This is a genomic window from Microbulbifer variabilis (assembly GCF_020524905.1).
In the GTDB taxonomy this organism is placed as follows: Bacteria; Pseudomonadota; Gammaproteobacteria; order Pseudomonadales; family Cellvibrionaceae; genus Microbulbifer; species Microbulbifer variabilis_A.
This window is the reverse complement of sequence record NZ_JAIVKI010000012.1, coordinates 21,100-40,296: the sequence shown is the minus strand read 5'-3', so window position 1 is coordinate 40,296 and position 19,197 is coordinate 21,100. Positions and strand designations below refer to the sequence as shown.

The window sequence follows — 19,197 nt, the reverse complement described above, 5'->3', positions numbered from 1 at the left end:
TACCAGACAATAATATAATTAGGAGAAATCTGTGAGCATTGAAGATACAGAAGATGAGCTTAAGAAAGTAATAAATGAACACTTGAGTAAAATTGTGTTCAGAGGACGGCAGAAATTTGGCGGTGAACTTCCTCCTTTGAAGGGAGCAGTCTTAGATGAGCTCAGATTTTCTGTAGAGAAAAAAGTTTTAGAGCACATAGAAATAAATATCAATAATAGTATTGATAATAACCTATCAGACCTATCAAAAACAATTCGTCATGATTCTAGATGGGATGATCGACTCGGCACAGCATCTAGTATCGTTTCTAAGCTTTTGATAGCTGGTTGTAAAACAATCCCAGTTATCGGTGGGTTTGCTGGTTTGATTGGCAAGATATTAAATAATCCCACACAAGGTTTGTGGGAAGTTTTTCGTTGTCAGTATGGTGATGGTTCGACAGGTAAAGGTGGATTTAACCTTTCATCAGAAATTTTTGATGGAAAAAATGGTGTTTGGTCGCCTCTGACATATAGTCCTGATTCAGGAGATAATAACCATGGCTTAAAAGGTATGAATCTTGGCAATGGAAATTCAACACTGTTTAATCAAGATCAGGAAATGCGCTTTCAACAAATGGAAGCTGAAATGGCTGCAGCAATCACTAAGGATGTTGATGATATTCTTAAAAATAAATTAGGAATAACTTCCGGTTCTAGTACAATATCTTTAGATCAAAAAAAGAGATTAGTGTCTTCTTGCTATAAAGCCGAATGTTTGATAGCGCTATATTGTGAATATAAAAAGAAACCTCACTATTATTTCTTTCGCGTTCTAAGTGGAGTAACTGCATGTAATCTTAGTGCAAAAGATGGTGTGAGGGATATCTTTGATGGTGGATATATTAACTCAGCAGGAGAAATTTATACAGCAGATGAGCTTAAGGAAAAGGAAAGAGATATTAAAATTTATGCACGATCAGGCATCGGAGGTTCTCCTCTTCTAAAACTATTGCAAGATAAAGAAATTTCCATAAAAAATTCATACAAGAATACACCTGCTTTTAATCTTAAGTGTGGCAATAATACCCCACTTCTTACGAAAAGAATATTTAGTCAGGCTATTCTAACGAAAGCTAAGTATCTTGCTTATAAAGGGGTACTTATCCCAGAATCATTTAAAGTTCGCAAAACAGCACTAAGTTCTATTGTAGAAAAAAATATTAATTGTATACCGGCAGAAAAAATAAACCTGAATGATAATCAAATAGGTCTTAAGGTTGCGGTTTGCTTAGCGTGTTGTGAAGAATTAATTGTTAATTATTTAGGAACTCCTACTATAAGTATGCTTCCACCCACGCGAGGATATTTTTCCCTTGTCAAATATGTGTTGTTTGATTGTGCTGTAACAGCTGCAACATTAATGGAGAAGGACGATCAGAGTGCTCAGATATCATGGCGAAATTGGTTCGCTCATTATTTATTTGAATCACCAGAATTTTCTGTTTACTACAACAGATGCAAACAAAAATTAGGAGATAATATTCAATGGCAAACCCCTGGAATAATGGCAGATGGCCTAACTATGTTTATGAATGAGACTTCCAGCAATAACCCTATTCTAATTGAAGGGGGTCTATTTTCGAATATGGGGAGTGGAACCCAAAATGTTGCAGAAAAAATTAATCAGTTATTAAATCATGAAAATATTATACTTACATTTAACTCTAAAACTAAGGGTGATAACGCATTAAGAATGAGTTATTACATTTCAAAAAACTTCACTAAGCCAGCTAAAATTAGAAAGATAATCGATAGCGAATTTGGTAAATTTAAGGGACTAAGTTCTGTTCTTGAAGATGAGGATCTTAAAAAAGATTCGCCTGAATTTTATGTTAAATCCTTTCATGAAACATGGACAAGATATAAGAATATGTACGATGTCATTAAAGCTCCTCGTCAGGGTGATTTACGCTTGATTGACAAAGAAGTAATATTTATGTTCGAAGCAATACATGAGGTCCTTAAAAAGATTGCTGGACATACGGGAATGCGAAAAAAATTCAAAGAAAACTTTGAGCTCAATGAGTAATATTATGTAAATACATTTTAAATAGGGAGTCTAGGATTATTATCAAAATAATCAATGTATTGGAAAACCAATTTCTGAGGTAGTTTGACCCGATTAGGCTCTATCGTGCCATCGGAAAATTTCTTAATATGCCCTTTATAAATTAGGCTAAATGTGACACTTACGCTTCAAATTACATGTAAAGTATTACTGTTGGTATTTGTACTTATGTATCTATGTATCTATGTATCGATGGAGAACTTTATTTGAGCTATTGAGCCGAGAGGTTGGAGCGATACTTTCCAACTTATATCATCAAAGGGGGTTAATTGGTCGAGGGCAAGTAATGAGTAATTACATCCATATATTGATATTAATTAATGCGAAATTTAGAGTTTTCTAAAGTAATTTAGTTTACAATAGGTAAGTATGTCATTCAGATTTTTCAAAGTTCAAGCATGTACAGTGGGTTATCAAAGGAAGATATTTTGGGCTCTTGGCTACTATGTTAGTTCAGTCAGTTTCAGTGAGTAGATGATTCGAGTGAATTACAAGTTAAAGGGCATAATTAAAAGTCGCTGTTGCTGATAGGTTAGCAATTAATTCCACTATGCTGCTGCTACAGGGATGGTACCGAAGTGTGATATTTTATTTCATGTGGAGCTCTATTAAAATTTTTATTACATGTCAACACAAGCTCTTAAAACTTGAACTGTGTAATATGATCACAGGCCAGGTGATTGGATTACAATATTTTAATGATTTTTTTGGGAATATTAATATGAAACTCTTTTCCCCTATTATTTTTTTGTTAATTTGTTGTGTTTCTCATGCTGAAATTCTTACAACAGCAAACTATGAAGTTAAGATTACACGAAACTGTCCGGAGGGGTATGTTTATTGTGAAAATGTAACTTATGAAGGGAAATCAAAAAAAAGTGGAAACTCAATTATTATAACTGGTGAAACCTGGTATTCGCTGTGCAAAGATGGGATCACCCCCTGTAGATTTTTGGGGTATCGATTCAAAAATGGAAATCACCATTACTTGGTTTATTCCGAAGGAGTTTTAGAGGTTATCAAAGGTGATAACACCGTTATTATTAGGGAAAATGGTACTTGGAATTATGAAGAGGAGTCACAGCTGACAGATGATGAAAATAACAGTTGTAGTTACCACACAAGCAAGGTATTTACTGCTACTTCTGAAGGTAAAAAATTTACTGTCAAAATAAATTATGATAAACCCATTTGTAGCGATGCGACTTTGATCATTGCCATTTATGATAAAAATGGCACGAATATTTATAGGACAGGAATTACGTACACGACACTTAACTTACATGATAATTTAGATACACCAGGAAAAAGATATGTTGATTATCAATTAAGTAGTATAACCGAAGCTATCCCATGGCCTGAGTATATCTACTCGAACCTCTCTGAAGGTATGACCTGTAATCAGCGATGGGAATCTCTTAAGGATCGTACCGATATACCCGAGACAGAGAAGTGGGATATGTTATACGAAATAGAAGAGGAATGTTTGAGAGCTGTGGAATTCTCTATCTCTAAAATGGATTACAATAGACTCATTGGTACAGGTTCTAAATTATTCTCAGTCGTATTACCGGAAAACTTTATTTTAATAACGTATGATCCCTTAAAATCAAAAATGATTGAAGTAGCTACGGGTAGTGGTAGTTGATAGGTATCTGTATTGATAAATATTAGAATAGGACAAATCTAAAATTTATGTTTGAAAGGTGGGTTTTCCGATTTTCGTATTAGTACCTTATCCAAATAACAAAACCAATGGTAACCCCACTAATCTATACCAATGACCGTACCATCGAGCACAGGATCGTGTTGTTAACTCCTGGACTCTTAATATTGTCTAAAAATTCTACAATGTCTCCAAAGCTTGCGACAGGTCAGGCCTCTTGAGGGTCCCTTCCACAAAGTAAAAGGAAGACGTTTTAAATATTAGGGTGTAGACGTTATCCCTGAAAAGAATCGGTGTATTCCTAACACAAAAATCATGTTAGCTCTACCATTGATGTGACATTGTTTACAGCTACGCTCCAAGAACCTGTGTCTTCTCAGCTTCGGGTCTTCAATGGACTGTGTAAACGCGCTGTGTCTTCATCACTCAGGGATGTTTACAGTAGTTGATATTCGATATAACCCTGGCAACATCAAATTGTGACTAAAACGCTTAAGGACAAGGTGGCTCAGGAGGAGCTTATCCTCATGGAGTGACAGGACAAGTTTTGGAGAGAGGGTAAGATGAGGATGTGAAATAAATACCTTATCTACTGGCTATCTAAGAACGTAGGATACCTCCCCTGAGTAAGGTTTAAGAGGCCTTGAGCACTCAAAATAACAAGTCAACATTGTTGCCTAAGCAAAGATGTCTCACTGATTGATAATACTCACCTGGACTAAAAGTGTAACGTCTATAGATTGATGGGGTCCCTCGTAGGGCACTAACTGATTGAAGGAAAGGCCGCAAATTATATTTGATCAGACTAGGTACCAGCTGAAAAAACTTTAGCGGCTAAATTAGGACGGAAATACTTTACTTGAAAATAAATATAAAGACTGTGAATTTTTCTCTAAGAGTTTCTATATATTCATCGCGGCCCATAAGTCAAACTGAATTGGTGCGCTTCATTATACTCTGACTAGAAATGCTTAAAACTATATCTTCTGTTGAGAATAATTCAGTTGGCCCTAGTGGAAAAAATACGTTTATATGAGTGATGCCTATCACATTTATATTCTTGGAAGATTTTTATTTTAACTCACGAATAACACAAAATTTAAACATTTTGGTCATTTATTAATTTGATTATCCCTATCAACACATTTCTAATGGAAAATAATCCGCTAATAGGTTCACCTTTCTGAACTGGCGCCTAGCAAATAAATATCAAGTAAAAAAGTTTCATTTGATATAAAATATCGTTACAGGGAGCGTTTTTGATATTTTTTATTGCGTGCAGCCTCTTCTGGAGTTTATACTGGCACGGTGTTTTTTTATGGCCTAACTATAGAAATAATAACAAGATATAAAAAAATAATCAGGATGTTTTATCAAATGGATTTTCTTGCCTTTATTATTACGTGTAAACCAACAACATCATGTAACCACAATTATTTTAAAGATTAGTAAATGAAGTAAGTTTCTTTAAAATATGAGTCATTCCAGCATCTAATAAACTTTAGCTATGTTTTGATTAGTTTTTTTAAGACTATCAAATATGAGTGTTTTCTTGGGGATGGTTATGGGAATCTTAGTTAATTCAAAAACTAAACAACGAATCTATTTAAAATCCATTCATTCAATGGGCAGGGACCCGGAATCCACTGATACTACTTTAGAGTGTCCCCTATGCTCAAGGTTACAGTGCACAATTCGTTATCAAAATGACCTCTGGTATTTATACGATGAAAGTAGGAATGGTACCTATTTAAACAATAAAAAAATTCCTCTTGGTGGAGTACAATTGAAGGAAGGTGATTACATCAGTTTTCCAGAAGATCGAGATAATACTTGGTCTTTCGTTGACTCATCTTCGCCTATGTCCGTGTTATTATTGAATGGTGGTGAAGAATATATAGAGCTGGAAAATTGTAATATCCTACCTAATGAAACCAATGCAGAACTATTGATCACCCATGAGAGAGAATCTGGTCAATGGTTTATTGAGCAGGGTGAATCTATTAAACTCATTAGGGGGGGTGACAGGGTATCCTTATCTGGTCGAAGCTGGGTATTTTATTCCAATGAAAATATTGCGGATACTAAAACCTTTAAAATTGAGAAAAATAACGACCAGCTAAAAATATTCTTTGGTGTTAGCTTAAACGAAGAAAATGTCCAGTTAGTTACCACCTATAACCATGTTGAGCAGGATATGGGCTATAAGGTCCATCATCAGTTGCTACTTATTTTGGCACGTAGATTAGTTGAAGATGAAACTAAGGAACTTCCAATAAGAGATAGCGGCTGGATCTCTACCGACTTTCTATTACATGAATTGAAAATTGAATCAAATCATTTGAATATATTGATTTTCCGAGCCAGAAGCGCTTTTGAGAGAGCTGGTATAAAGAATCCACCCATTGATAGAAGGCAGGGTGAAATTCGACTTCGTCCATGTGGTATAACTATTCAAAAGGGAAGTGAATTGGTTGAGTTTAGACCGGAAGATAATGCACAGATATCACCCCAAAGGCACTCTATAGTTATCTAGTGCTATTTATTTTCAATGCTTTTTAAATTTCAATATAACAGATATGGAAAATCCTTATGAGTTGGTTTGCCAGTTACAAACAAAAGTTTTTTTCGTTTGGTCTATTTATTGTATTCAGTTGTTCATTTACGTCTATTGAAGCAAGTGCTCAGATATTCGAGCGGGTGGCTGCCTTATCTTATGATGAGGGTAAGCCACTTGGGCCAACTGTACAACCATGGCCTGCTTATACAGATCGAGTATTCGAAACACCGGTAACTAAGCTTAATGCTGGCCGTTATCTAGTAGAGCCTGGTTTGGCAGATGTAAATTGTATTTCATTGAAAGATTTATCATCAAAAGGTGACTATCTTATCCTTGAAGACAGTAACAGCCACCCGAGAAACATCGTTTTAACTAATAACATTACAACTTATGAAGCTAAATCTAGGGCCACTTTTTGTTTTGAGGGAAGACACCTGGTAACTCATTCTGGGAGCTTCACATTGATTGGATGGGATGTCCTTGGATATCTTCGTTTTCGTGCTACTTCAGGTGGGCTTACAAGTGCTATGTATCCTATAGAGTTGAGCTTTCAGGATACCTATACAATTGTACCAAGTTATACATGGGCAAATGAAACAGAAAAACTATTGTTAACGGGTAATGATGCAAACGGTGCAACATTTACTCCATATGATTTTTTACAAGCGGAAGATCATCAACCTGACAACGCAGCATGGCATTTCAATTATATTGATGGAAAAGCACTTTTTACCATTCAAAATAGTAAAACGGGTGAATTTCTCGCTAAGAAGGAAGGCAGTGTTGAATTAGAGTTGATACATACCATTGGGGATAATGAGACACTGGCTCATTGGAGAATTGATGTTATAGATGCTGGGGGAGACCACATTTTAGTTAACGAAAGCTCTACAGGTGTAGAAGGTGAGCTTTATGTGTTAAGTATTGAGTCTAACTCTCCAGTACTTAAGCTATTGAATAGACCTTTACCTCAATTGGCAGGTTTGTCCTCAAACTCTCTAGATCGATCTATGATGTTCCGTGTTAATGAACGATCTGTACATATGAAGCTTTTGCCAGAAGATATTGTTGCTAACAATAGTCTTATGCATTTATACAATGGTCTACTAGTTAATGACCTTTTGGTAACTAGCTCGCATCAGCAAGGCTGGAATATACGCAGGCATAAAATTTCGATTGAGGATTGGCATTCTGATTACACTTATACATTCGTATCTGGTATAAATCCTGATCAAGTACGGTGGAGCGATAGCAATAGTCTAGAAGAACATATTGCAAAATTTCCTTTATTTAAAGACTCCAAATATGACCCTTCAGTTGTTGCTGCATCAATACGTTCTCAATTGGCATCACCTAATGCAGGATCTATTGTTTGGTTAACTGATTTGGATTCAATACCAGATGATACATTTACCTATATTGAGGATAGCGGTAAAACACTTAGGGTATTGAGTCGTGTAATTGAGGATAATCTATCCACCCAGAATTTTGGCTTCTTACTCAAACGATCTGATAATACGTTTACGATTGATGACCCAACTCGCCCTATCATTCCTGATTGATTTTTGAGTATATTTCCATTGTCCAAGGAAGTCTAAACCAATGAGATCTTATTCCCAGGCGTTTGGCTTCCTGTGCATTTATTAGCGCTGCTTTTGGCCTCTCGATGAGGCTATAAACATAAGCTGCAATAAGATGGAAACTTTGATCCTGGGGAACGAGCTTTGCTGCCTTCTGAAGTTCAATGAGTGCCAAATCGGCCTCACCCAAATGAGCGAGGGTCAGTGATTTGTAGGCATAATCTATACCTATAATATCGGAATTTTCATAAATCTTAAGTACTTTTTTAAAAATTGTATTTGCTTTCGGATCTTTGATAGCTTTGTAACTCTCAGCTAGGTTTAGCAGTTCAAGAGGAGTGGGATTATCTTTTGTGTTGATCTCTTCTAGTATTTGAATACTTTGAGTGAATTTATTTTGCAACATTAGGCATACAGCATAGTTTACTCTAATATGATCTCTATATTTTTCATCTTTCATTATTTCAATGTAGATGCCGGTTGCCTCGTCTAGTTTTCCTAAATTCAAGAGTGTATTTGCTAGATATAAACGTGGAATTGTTCCACGGTGTTTTCGAATCCACTCTTTAGAAGTTATTTCCAGCTTCTCAAGCAAATCAAGTTCATGCTCCATCCGTGCTTTTAAGTTGAAATATTCTTGATTTTTTCTTAAGTTATTCTGTTCTTTGAAATAAGCATAAGCTTTTTGCTTATCTCCATATTCAAACTTTAACCTTGCCTCTGCAAGCACAAGTTGTTGTATGTCGATAGCGTTTAGATTTCTAATTATTTCAAGATTTTCTTCTGCACCTTTAAGATCCTTCGTTAATATTTTTTCTTTAAATTCAAGGTGTAGCACCGCAGCATTTCTTGGGAAAACACGTTTCATTTTTGAAGTTTGATTTCTACTTTTCCTTAACCATGTTTGTTTATTCTTAAGATCTTCGCTATATTTAATTTGGAAAGCTTCTCCGAGGAGTAATTGAACACCCAAATGATTTGGGTGTTTCTTGGCAAGTTCTTGTATTGCAGTAAGATCATTGTCTTCTACCTCTCTATTTTCTATTATTGTTTTTAGTTGCAGATACTTAAGTCTTTCATTTTCAGGTAGTTCATCTGATGTTCTAGGCTTTATGTCAAAATCAAATTCTTTCTCTAATGCATTCCCAACATTGTGATCCACAAAAAATAGATCTTTGCGATGGATTGTTTTAATTGATTGTTTAGTTATTTTTTTTTCCTTGTGCAAATAAATGGATATAGACACATCGCAAAAATGTTCATGGCATGCCAATTCACTTATGATTATTTCATCAGCACCAATTTTATCAGCTTCATGTTGCCAAAACTCAGTGCCTCCCCATTCATTCTTGCTTATTAATTTTCGTCTCGGATCTGCGATTACTGCAGCTTCAATTTCATTAGAAATTATTGATGAAATTAAAAGTTGATTGCTGAGATCTGGATTGCCAATTAGCTGGGTAACTGCCTGTTTTTGTTTTGTGGGGATTACCAAAGTACTATAAGAGGGCGTATACTCTTTATATATTGAAAGCGAAACTCCAATTATAAGGAGAGATATCGTTACGGCTATAGGCCACCTTCTATTTAAAGTTGTCAGTTTTGAATTTGATTTATAGTTTTGTATTTCTTGTGTTTCAATTAGAGACTGCTGGACTCTTGATGATGTATGAACTTCCTCAAAAATCTTTATGACATACGTTATATGAGGTCTAAGCTCAGGTTTTTTCTTGAGCATTGCCTGTGTTAGCTTTAAAAGAGAGCGAGGAGGATGGCCCCATGTTTTTTGAAAGATAGGTAGCGTCGAATAAAGGATATTATTGCAAGTTTCTTCTATAGAGTCATCTACCAAGAAAGGGTGATGTTTAAAGAGGTGAATGTATAATATAATGCCTATTGCAAATATATCAGTAGCCTCACTTACTGCGTCACCTTTTATTTGTTCAGGAGTAAGACATCCCCAAGACCCTTTTTTTGTATCAGTTTCATTTATTTCTTCTGATTTTTTATTTGATAATTTTTCAGAAATACCGAAATCTGTAATTTTTAGATGTTTTTTATCATCAAGTAATATATTACTAGGCTTCAAATCTAAATGAAGAAGATCGCTAGCATGAATCGCATTAACGGCAATAAGTAGTTGCCTAAAAAAAATGTAGAACTCATTAGAGTTCATCCTTGCAATTGAGTCATTGTTTAATGGTTGTGCAACTTCAACAAGTTCCATAACCATCACTACATATTTATCATTATGAATCACATCAAAAACTTTAATGATAAAGGGGCTGTCACATTTCGCCAGTGCCTGCGCCTCTATTAGTGTTGTTCTTGATTTAAACTGAACAATTTTAATAGCTACGTATCGCTCTAAATGCTTATCGTAAGCCTTAGTAACAATGCCTTCGCCACCTTTTCCGATTTGCTCAATAAGTTGATAGCGATCACAATCCAATGGAAGTAGCTCTATTTCAATTGAATTCATGGGACAAATACTTCTTTAAATACCTAAATTTAATAAATTAGAATTTTCGCAGTGGCCTGTTTTAATTATGGCAGAAATATTTTTATTAATCGACAAAAAAAGACTTATTATGTGTAATTTTTGATACAGAGAACTTTGGCTTAAAGTTATGGCAACACAGTTCTAAAATGATTAGTGACATTTAGTAACGTCTTAACTCTTTTGGCATTATTAATATGCATGTGCAATGTAATTAGTGCGACAGTGAAAAAGTAGCCACCATCACTGGATGGCCAAATAACGGTAATTCCAGTACAATGTAAAAAAACACTCTATTTCCCATTGCTGTGTATATCTTTTGAGCTCACTCCCATCCTGACTTAAAGGTTACTCCAATTTTTACGATCTAGGAGTCAAGGTCAACTTCATGACTCATCATATTTTTTGATACCACTCAATGGAATATCTTCACTATTGACCACCAGAATTCACGAGAACCCTTCGTTATAAATGCCATTAATATTCAATATAAGATTGTTTGTTTTTGTTTACTTCACCGGACTTGTTAGTTTACACCTGAGATATTTGCTGTAAAGTGCATAGATAACATATTGAATATGCATAAATGATATACTGATGTAACATGAAGACTCAAACCTTTAAATTTATTCCTCACTTGTGGCAACTTTTAAGGCTTAAAAGTGTGAGTAAAGCGGCCAAAGAGCTCGAAATAAGTCAACCAGCGATGAGCCGGGTATTGACACAGCTTAGACGCGATTTCGGTGACCAATTATTGGTACGATCAGGGAGCAATTATTGTTTGACACCTAGAGCGGAGGAGCTTAAGAAAAAACTATCTGTTCATATGCCAGAGCTTATCAATCTCCGAAGAGCAGCTAGTTTCTTACCTAAAGAGTGTTCTGAAGAGTTTCATTTCTCTGGTACAGATTTGGACTACTATCTAGCATCAAATGCATTTACCAATATCAGAAAACTTGCCCCAGAAATAAAAATAATTATGCATTCACATGCTATGGACGGATTTGAAGGTGTTAACGGTTTAATAAATGGCAATATTGATTTAGTGTTTATGCCGCACGATATTGATCGTCCAGGATTATTCAGAAAAAAGTGGTTTAAATCCGAATTTGTTTGTATGGTGAGCGATAGGTGCAAGCTACGTAGAAAAGATATGACACTAGAAACTTACCTTTCATTACAGCACGGGAGTATCTTAATCAGTAAAAATATAGATTCTTTAACCGATAAAGCTATCGGCGAAAAAAGTTCATTGAGAAAACTTGTATTACAAGTGCCTAGCTTTAGCTTAATGCCAGTCCTATCAAGCGAGCCCAACCTAATCTTTACTGTTCCTTTGCATTTTGCTAATAAATTAAAAGATGTATATCCGATTAAAATTCTACCGTTTCCTGTAAGTGCGAAGCCTATAGATTTCTACCTCTATTGGCATGAGAGACAGCAAAACAACCCCTCACATCGCTGGATGCGGGATACAATTTTAGAAGATGCAAAACACTGGGCCTAATATCGTTTATCAGTGTCAGGCAACTCCGGTATTTAGCCTGATCGAATATATACGAAGTTGGTCCCATGCTTTTATCCAATAAAGAATTTTAGTTCAGACTTGATTTTACGATTATCGGTTTTCAGAGTATTTTCTGTCAGGACAAATTCAGTTTACGATTTTCTCCTCCCAGATATCTTTTCTATATTCAAAGATTTCTATCGGTGTATGGCCGCAACACTTCTTTCCTAGATGAGTGCGGTCACTATTATAATTTACCAGCCACGGGTATGGATCCTTTACAGTTTCTCTCACAACTGCAGATCTTGCGACGTAATGATAGTTGGTCGTACACTTATAAAATAGTTTTAAGGATCTCTAACAGATACCGTTTTTTTATTCAGCATCGTGAGGCATGCGTATAACGGTTATACACAGTTGTTCAGAAAGTCTGGTGTGCTAATCGAAGTTTTGGTCCTATACAACTTGCGATAGGATAATTTAACTTAGGTATCAACATAGGATTGTTGGTAAGCACGACCAACATTCCTTAAATATCCTCACATAGAAAGTATTCTGATAGCCCAAATAGACCTGGTTTTGAATGTTTATTTCACCACAGGCTTCATTACCATGCTGCTTTCGCACCAAAACCTGAATTTGATATTCGGTGAGGATTAGTCCTCCTCTGTAATTTTGACTTCAATCGCTTTTAATCGCAGTTTGAAATTTGTTAGGTAATTGCGTAATCAGATACTACGAACACCGCTGGGAGACACAAATACATCACATTTACGTTTCTCATAAGCGACTCGAACCTATCCATGAGCAGACTCATGAAGGGCATAAATCAACACTGCCTCTTCAATGACTGTGTCAACAGGGTTCTTATGGCCTTACACTCTTCGATTCTTCTTGAGAAAAGCACCCACGCGGCCACTTGAAACAGTTTGTTTGTATCGATAGTCAGTGTCTCTCGATATACCATACATTTAGAATAATTGGAAATATTGCCTAGTTCTTCTGCCAGGTGGAGCAATACATACTTTTGTTAGGGTTGTGATTATTTGTATAGACCCAGGGGTTTATCCTGGGTTTGTCATTTTTTGTCACCTCCATCAAAACTGGTAAATTTCACTTTTTCATGGGGAATTTGTTAGCTTTACTCTGATTTTATCTAGCTAATCTTGTATCATTTGTTGTCTTTTATTCTCCGACAGATTGTTGCTTTATGTATTCTTAGTTTTTTCACCGAGAATCCTTACTGGAACTTATTGGTAACAGAATATTTAAAGTGTCCTCATTGAATTATGCATTTGAAATGCGAAAGCAAGTTATGGATACCTCCTTGTATCCATTAACAAAATATTTGTCCTTTTTGGCGTTAGGTCAATCCTTGATCATAACGGAACTCAACCGTATCTTATCCTCATGGCACCCGTAATAACTAAAGTTCACCGGTGTTTTGGACATATAGGCAGATAGTAAGAAAGAGACTTTAGTGTCATAGATTTGTGAATCGTCGCTGACTAGTACAAAAGTACTAGTGTCGAGACATACTACCTCAGCACTGTCGTTTTTAAATCCTTTTAACTGAATATCTACGCCTTGGTTATGTACTTTGAGGTAATCAATGCGTGCCATTTGAGTCCAAGCGGCACTTGCAAATGGTGATTGTGATAGAGCGATACCCAGAACGATTGATACAACTGTTTTCATCCGCTACTCCCTGGTATATGTATCGCCAACATGAGAGGGTTGGCAAATTCCTAGATGTAACCAGTGAAATAATAGCAAAAATGGGGCGGCTTATTGCATTGTGCTATCTGGAAGGTTTTTACGTCGCCAGGGCTCATTCAATGAAGCGGATGCCCTGGCGCAGGTTTTTAGATGGCAGGTTAATGCTTGCTTATTCTTCGCGAAGAATCCTCTGGGTTTCCTTAATTTGTATCCGACGATTATCTCGCTTTTCTCCGCGTATTCTTACTCGCTCGCCGGATTTCATTCCTTTTTTGTTTATATCCTTCGCATCTACAAAATAATATTTCCCAGTGTTTTCATCTTTGATGGAAAATCTATGATCGATCTCTCCGGTCTTAAAATTCTCTGAAATTTCCTCTTCTAATACCCCGGTTACAGTTTCTTCCCCGCAGGCATATGAGATAAGTGATAAAGTGGTAATCAAGGCGAGAAAAAATCGCATTGCGTAATCCTCTCTGTTTAATTGGAATAGCTCACTGAAATGGTGGCGGTGTTTGTGTCGTCATTTGTGGATTTGAGTTGAATAGTTACACCGGCGGAGTCATCGGTAAAGCTACTGCCCGGTTCTTCCAGGGTGGCCACTTGGTTAGCGGTATCATCCTTAAGGTAATGTACTGTGACCGCCTTCTCTTGTTGGGAGCTAGGGTTCAGAATTGGGTGTGAAATATGATATTCCACAAAATAGTAATCTTCCCCATTGCTGCTGCCGTTAGTCTCGACTTTTACAAGCTGAGGTAAGGTTTTTTCAAGTTCCCCTGCGGTAAGTTCGATGGCCTGAAGTTGTATTTCTGAAGTGTTACCAGGGTTTCTGGCAGTAGATTTCGAATAATTGGGAAAGCTTTTGTACCAACCCATAAACTCCCGGTGGGCGCTGCCAAATAAACGGGATTGCCAGCTATTCCCCATAAACACTGCTGCGGACCCATATTCACTTTCACCCCGATCGTTGGTATCCCCGTCATTGTTGGTATCATTACCTGCGTGCCCTAAGCCAATATTATGGCCAAGCTCGTGTCCCATAATTAATTGGTCACTGTCCGCCGTGACGATACTCCAACGGCCATTCACTGCCGCCACCCCGGTACCAATCAATCCGGCATTGTAGGCGCCGTTTGGAAAGATAAATACACGGTGGCGCCATTCACTGAGATCTACCGGGCGATTATTGGCGTCCACAAAGCTGCTTTCGATCCAACGGGTTGCATTGTCTCGCCAGGTGTAACCGCCATCTGAGTATTGGCTATCCTGTGTGCTTCCAGCGCGAGCTTGTGCATTTTCCACACTTAAAACACCACCGTTTTGACTGTCTGGAATGCTGTATATAAAGCAATCAATGGAGCTTTCTTCCTTTTTTTCCTCACCATAGCAATATTGGGCGAGAGAGTCGTTGCTGCTGAGGTGGCGTTTGAATTTTAGCTGTCCCAACGAATTTTCTTTATAGGTGTTATCGAGCGAGTCAATATCGTTGAATGTCATATCTGCAAGCTGGGATATACTGATATCATCAGTAACTGTGGCATCTGAAAAATTTACCAGTACAAAAACGATACTATTTTGTGTGGCTTCAATCGTCTGGATGGAAAAGGTTACGCTGAGTTGGTCGCCATTGCTAAGTGGAAAAGTAATAGTGTCTTCGACAGTAGCGCCGTTATTCAAGCTATTAGTATTGCTATTCAGCTGGTATTCCCAATTGCCATTGTCATAGAGTTTAAAGTCACCATATCCTCCAGAGTAAGTGCCCGCCTGGAACGTGGGGCTTTTACTATCGGTATTTTCAAGCTTAAGCGAGCCTTGGGCATACTCACTACTGCCTACCACTAATGTACTTAGAGGATTGGCAGGGTTAAATGTGTAGTCATCGTTATCGGTAGCATTGCCATCATTCCCCTCATTGCCATCATCATTACCGGAACCTGTTCCGGTATTAGGTCCGCTGTTGGTTTCATTATTTGGCTGATTATTGTCGGTGCTGCCTCCTCCAGAGCCCCCACTGCAAGCTGCCAGAAATAGGGTTAAAGTGAGCGCACCAAAAAATTTAAGTAAACCAGGCATTCTTCCCCCGAATTATCGCTATTAGGTAATGGCCGGTGTTAAATGAGATAAAGGATGGACTCTTGCCATTTGGTACGGTTCCACCAATTGTGGTTTTTAAGGTATTTTTAGTTAATTTCGTCGCGGCAAGCTAAAAATCTCCACCGGTTCCGAGGCTGCGCGGTGGATTAGCGATATAGAAAAGTGTTTGCCTTGCTCTTGCGAGGAATTCGTGGGGGATTTCCGCTTTTTTGCATTAGGCGACAGGGGGCTTAATTCCGATACTATATGGCCTACTAGTCACTTTGGCTGCAAATTTCAGTTGCCTAGCAGGGTTTATTTGGAAGCATAAGCTTTACGGATACACGGATTCATTAGTTTTATTCCTCAAGGTAAGCATATTTACCCTCTTACGAGAAATTTCTTACTATCTATCCAATCCAGTTACTGCTCATCTTGTAAAAATACCATTTATCAGTTGGGCTGGAGTCGACAAGCAGCACTGCTAAATTGCTTCCATCAAGTAGGAGGTGATGATGAGAAGGAATGCTTATTGGCTTTTGCTGAGCTTTTTTTCGGCGAGTGAACTCAATGCTCAATCGCTCACGCAGCAGTGGGAGTTGGCAATGGCTGTCAATGCCAAGAGTCAATCGGAAAGTGCCATCTTCGATATCAAGTCAGGCTATGAGCGTCAGGTAAAATTACAAGGTGCCGCGCAGATGTCAGGATGGGAAGGGCAGGTATCTGTACTGCATGAAGCGGATAATGGTGCTGGCGAAGAGTCTGAATTGATTGTTGAAGAGCTCTTCTGGCAGGGGGGCTGGTTTGACTGGGATTTGTTAGCAGGTAAGCGACGCTTGGATTATGGCGTGAGCTATGCCCATAGGCCGTTGGATTTATTCTTGCCTATGGAACGCAACCCGGTATCCCTGCGTACAAATGAAGGGGTTGCCGTAGTGTCTGCCAGTCGCTTCACTGCCAATGGAGAGATGAGCCTAATGCTGGTTGATGCCAATGCAAGTCAGCTTATTGATGAAGCGCTTCCAAGAGGAATTGCTGCACAATGGTATCAGTTGGAAGGGGAGAGCGAGTGGCAATTACTCGGCTACCTGGACGATCAGCGTGGTCTGAATATCGGCGCCAGCTGGGTGACTACCTGTGGTCAGTCTTGGGAGCTGCACAGCGAGGGCCGTTACCAGCAGCGTTATCGTCAGTGGCTAAAGCCCGGTTCACCGGAAGCTAGCGTTTCATCCCGTGAGGGGGAGCGGAGCGATGGCTGGCAGGCCCTGTTGGGCATGACCTGGACCCATAGGACAGGACACACCGTGATTGCGGAATACTGGTTTGATAGCCGAGCGTGGCATGCGCATGACTGGGAAAAACTGTCAGAGAATGCCAACTGGTACCGGGCGCAGGGTGCTCACTGGGATGGTGTCAGGTACTCCTCTGCGGCAGTCTTTTTGAGTGAGGGCCGCAACCGCCACAATTTGATGCTGCACTGGGGTTTATCCAATCACAATTACAATCCTAAACTGGATCTTTTATATTCCCCTGATGACGGCGGTATGGTTTTGACAGCCGGTTTTAACCGTGAAATGAACAGTAATTGGACTCTTGGCGCATCAATAAGGTATTTTGGCGGCGCTGAACAATCATACTTTGCGCAATTGCCAAGCGAAGCCCACGTTACTTTGACTGCGAATATGAATTTTTAAAAGGAATCATGGTGACTTTACTCAGTGAATATTTACGTATCCTGATTCTTTGTGTGGTTGTAGCCCTTATCACTAAGGAGGTATGGGGAGGAAGCTATCCTCTCAATTTTGCTATATCCCTGACTTATGGTTTTGTTGCATTTTCTACACGCAAGTTGATGCTGCATTTTAAGCCGGGCTGGTCACATGCACTTAAATATACAGTAACTATTTTGGCAACGATCGTGCTAGGTTCTATCAATGTCTGGTGGTGGGTTTCCGGTTTTGGTGCTTTCCCGGCGCTTACTGGCCTGATTAGTTCGTTGATCCTTGCTATCTTTTTGACGACCTTGCTTTACCAATTTTATCTTAATCGTGAGCAATCCCATCAACTAGAGACTGAGCGCAGGGAAGCTGAGTTGCAACAGGCCCAGCAACAAAAAACGTTGGTCCAAAGCCAGTTGAAAGTATTGCAGAGTCAAATAGAACCTCATTTTCTATTTAATACTCTGGCTAACCTAAAAATGTTGATTCGGCACGATCCAAAAAAAGCAGAATTGTTGTTGGATAATTTCAGTGATCTCCTACGCTTTAGCCTGAATAAATCGCGTTCTGATTATGTATCCCTGAAAGATGAACTTAGTAGCCTGGAGAGCTATCTGGCTATTCAGCAAATCCGACTGGGCGAGCGCCTTCAATATAAGGTTGAACTCGCAGAAACCGTTAATCCCTCCACTGCTGTGCCACCCTTGTTAATACAGCCTCTGGTGGAGAATGCCATTTTTCACGGTATTGAGCCCTCACCCAAGGGTGGTTTGGTCTCCCTCAAGGTGGCGACAGTAGCAAGCCAGTGGGTCATAGAGGTGGAGGATAATGGTATTGGATTGCAGGCTGGGGCACACAGGTCTGAACCGAGTAAGCATAATGGCCTGGCTTTAAATAATATCAAAGAGCGTCTTGCCACCCTATATCAGGGAAAGGGCAAGTTGCAGATTAGTAGTAATAAGCAGGGTGGAGTTACCGCTCGATTGGAGTTTCCATGCGCGCAATAATTGCCGATGATGAACCCTTATTGCGTCATCATCTGGACAAAATGTTAGCTGATGTTTTCCCTGAGCTTGAAGTGGTTGGTAAAGCGGCCGATGGCCCAGAGGCGTTAACGCTTTGTCAGCAAGAACAGCCCGATGTCATTTTTCTCGACATCCGTATGCCGGGTCTGGATGGCATTGCAGTCGCCACCGCGCTCAACAAGCTGGAAACCAAGCCTGTTGTGGTATTTATAACTGCCTATGATGAATACGCGGTAAATGCCTTTGAGCAGGAGGCTGTAGATTATTTGTTGAAGCCTATTGATGAGAGGCGCTTGCAGCTTGCATGTGATCGCATCAGAAAACGACTGGAGGCCAGGACAGAAGAGCAGGCACAAGCGGGCCCAAACATAGCCGCCTTGCTGCAACAACTCAATGTAGGCAAGCCGGAATATTTACGCTGGATCAGGGCCAGCAGGGGAGAGGATGTACACATGATATCCTGTGATGAGATATCAGCTTTTGTCGCCGAGGATAAGTACACCACTGTCCATTCTGATCAGGGTCAACATATTATTCGCACACCACTTAAAGAGTTGATGAACCAATTGGAACCGGAACTTTTTTGGCAGATACACCGTTCCACGATTGTCTGTGTCAAACGAATCGATAAGATCAGCCGGGGGCTAACTGGCTCGGCCACAGTCATTATGGAGGATGGGCAAAAGTTTGCGGTTAGCCGCAGAGCTGCTGCAATGTTTAAATCTATGTAAGTTTGTGC

12 protein-coding genes are annotated in these 19,197 nt (G+C 38.8%); 8 read left to right on the top strand and 4 right to left on the bottom strand.

The window, feature by feature from the left end; translation table 11 throughout:
- Window positions 1-31: 31 nt before the first annotated feature.
- The 4 genes from LC073_RS13940 to LC073_RS13925 all read left to right on the top strand — a co-directional run bounded on the left by LC073_RS13940 (window position 32) and on the right by LC073_RS13925 (window position 7,898).
- Window positions 32-2,071, top strand: a complete 2,040-nt coding sequence (locus LC073_RS13940) for a hypothetical protein (RefSeq protein WP_226647858.1) — start codon at window positions 32-34, stop codon at window positions 2,069-2,071.
- 760 nt (window positions 2,072-2,831) lie between these two features.
- Window positions 2,832-3,758: a hypothetical protein gene (locus LC073_RS13935; RefSeq protein ID WP_226647857.1), complete on the top strand. Its 927-nt coding sequence runs from the start codon at window positions 2,832-2,834 to the stop codon at window positions 3,756-3,758.
- Between the two features lie 1,582 nt (window positions 3,759-5,340).
- Window positions 5,341-6,312 carry an FHA domain-containing protein gene (locus tag LC073_RS13930; protein ID WP_226647856.1) on the top strand — a complete coding sequence of 324 codons (972 nt, stop codon included), beginning with the start codon at window positions 5,341-5,343 and terminating at the stop codon, window positions 6,310-6,312.
- Between the two features lie 56 nt (window positions 6,313-6,368).
- Window positions 6,369-7,898 (top strand): hypothetical protein, encoded by a 1,530-nt coding sequence (locus LC073_RS13925; protein ID WP_226647855.1) that lies wholly within the window; start codon window positions 6,369-6,371, stop codon window positions 7,896-7,898.
- Here LC073_RS13925 and LC073_RS13920 read toward each other — a convergent pair.
- Window positions 7,885-10,398 (bottom strand): serine/threonine-protein kinase, encoded by a 2,514-nt coding sequence (locus tag LC073_RS13920; RefSeq protein ID WP_226647854.1) that lies wholly within the window; start codon window positions 10,396-10,398, stop codon window positions 7,885-7,887. The two genes, LC073_RS13925 and LC073_RS13920, sit on opposite strands and share 14 nt — an antisense overlap.
- A 622-nt stretch (window positions 10,399-11,020) precedes the next feature.
- On the opposite strand from LC073_RS13920, the gene LC073_RS13915 reads away from it, so the two are divergent.
- Window positions 11,021-11,923: a LysR family transcriptional regulator gene (locus tag LC073_RS13915; RefSeq protein WP_226647853.1), complete on the top strand. Its 903-nt coding sequence runs from the start codon at window positions 11,021-11,023 to the stop codon at window positions 11,921-11,923.
- 1,368 nt (window positions 11,924-13,291) lie between these two features.
- Here LC073_RS13915 and LC073_RS13905 read toward each other — a convergent pair.
- The 3 genes from LC073_RS13905 to LC073_RS13895 form a co-directional block, all read right to left on the bottom strand.
- Window positions 13,292-13,621: a hypothetical protein gene (locus LC073_RS13905; protein WP_226647852.1), complete on the bottom strand. Its 330-nt coding sequence runs from the start codon at window positions 13,619-13,621 to the stop codon at window positions 13,292-13,294.
- 190 nt (window positions 13,622-13,811) lie between these two features.
- Window positions 13,812-14,105 carry a hypothetical protein gene (locus tag LC073_RS13900; RefSeq protein WP_226647851.1) on the bottom strand — a complete coding sequence of 98 codons (294 nt, stop codon included), beginning with the start codon at window positions 14,103-14,105 and terminating at the stop codon, window positions 13,812-13,814.
- A gap of 17 nt (window positions 14,106-14,122) precedes the next feature.
- Window positions 14,123-15,715, bottom strand: coding sequence for a VCBS domain-containing protein (locus LC073_RS13895; protein ID WP_226647850.1), 1,593 nt, complete (start codon window positions 15,713-15,715; stop codon window positions 14,123-14,125).
- A 515-nt stretch (window positions 15,716-16,230) separates the two neighbouring features.
- Here LC073_RS13895 and LC073_RS13890 point away from each other — a divergent pair.
- The 3 genes from LC073_RS13890 to LC073_RS13880 are packed head-to-tail and all read left to right on the top strand — an operon-like array spanning window position 16,231 to window position 19,189.
- The gene (locus tag LC073_RS13890) at window positions 16,231-17,409 is read left to right on the top strand and encodes a hypothetical protein (RefSeq protein WP_226647849.1); all 1,179 of its coding nucleotides are present in this window, start codon (window positions 16,231-16,233) and stop codon (window positions 17,407-17,409) included.
- An 11-nt stretch (window positions 17,410-17,420) separates the two neighbouring features.
- A complete protein-coding gene (locus LC073_RS13885) occupies window positions 17,421-18,440 on the top strand; it encodes a sensor histidine kinase (protein ID WP_226647848.1) in 1,020 nt (339 codons plus the stop codon).
- Entirely contained in the window at window positions 18,428-19,189 is a 762-nt protein-coding gene (locus LC073_RS13880; RefSeq protein ID WP_226647847.1) for a LytR/AlgR family response regulator transcription factor, read from the top strand. Before LC073_RS13885 ends, LC073_RS13880 begins: the two co-directional genes overlap by 13 nt.
- Window positions 19,190-19,197: the final 8 nt, after the last annotated feature.